The 341-nt window shown below is 36.7% G+C and carries 1 protein-coding gene; it reads right to left on the minus strand.

What is annotated here, in order from left to right:
* On the minus strand, window positions 1–341 hold a 341-nt coding region (locus tag Q0828_RS24425), incomplete at both ends, for a hypothetical protein (protein ID WP_298427991.1).

A 341-nucleotide genomic window follows, 5' to 3' on the forward strand; every position in this document is an offset into this window, starting at 1 on the left:
AACATCTCCATCATATCACCCGTGTTATTAAAATCACAAGCAATCATTGGTGGAATGTTGTCTAAATTTGGTAATGGGTTTACAATTAGGACTAATTCTACTACATCAAAACAACCCGTAATATCATCCTCCACTCTTGCATGAATAACCTGCAAAGAAGGTGTCGTCGTTGTATATAAGCCCATGATTTCTGTTCCTGCTAATCCAGCTTGTGCTAAAGCATCTGATGTATAATAGCTAACAGTAGCTGTTCCTACTAAAGCGCCTAAAATTTCAGCATCTTTAGTAGATAAATCAAAGGTTCCTAGATTATTTGTATCATTCCCATCCGTATCATCACA

Origin of the sequence: uncultured Kordia sp. (assembly GCF_947496985.1) — a bacterium.
Taxonomy (GTDB): domain Bacteria; phylum Bacteroidota; class Bacteroidia; order Flavobacteriales; family Flavobacteriaceae; genus Kordia.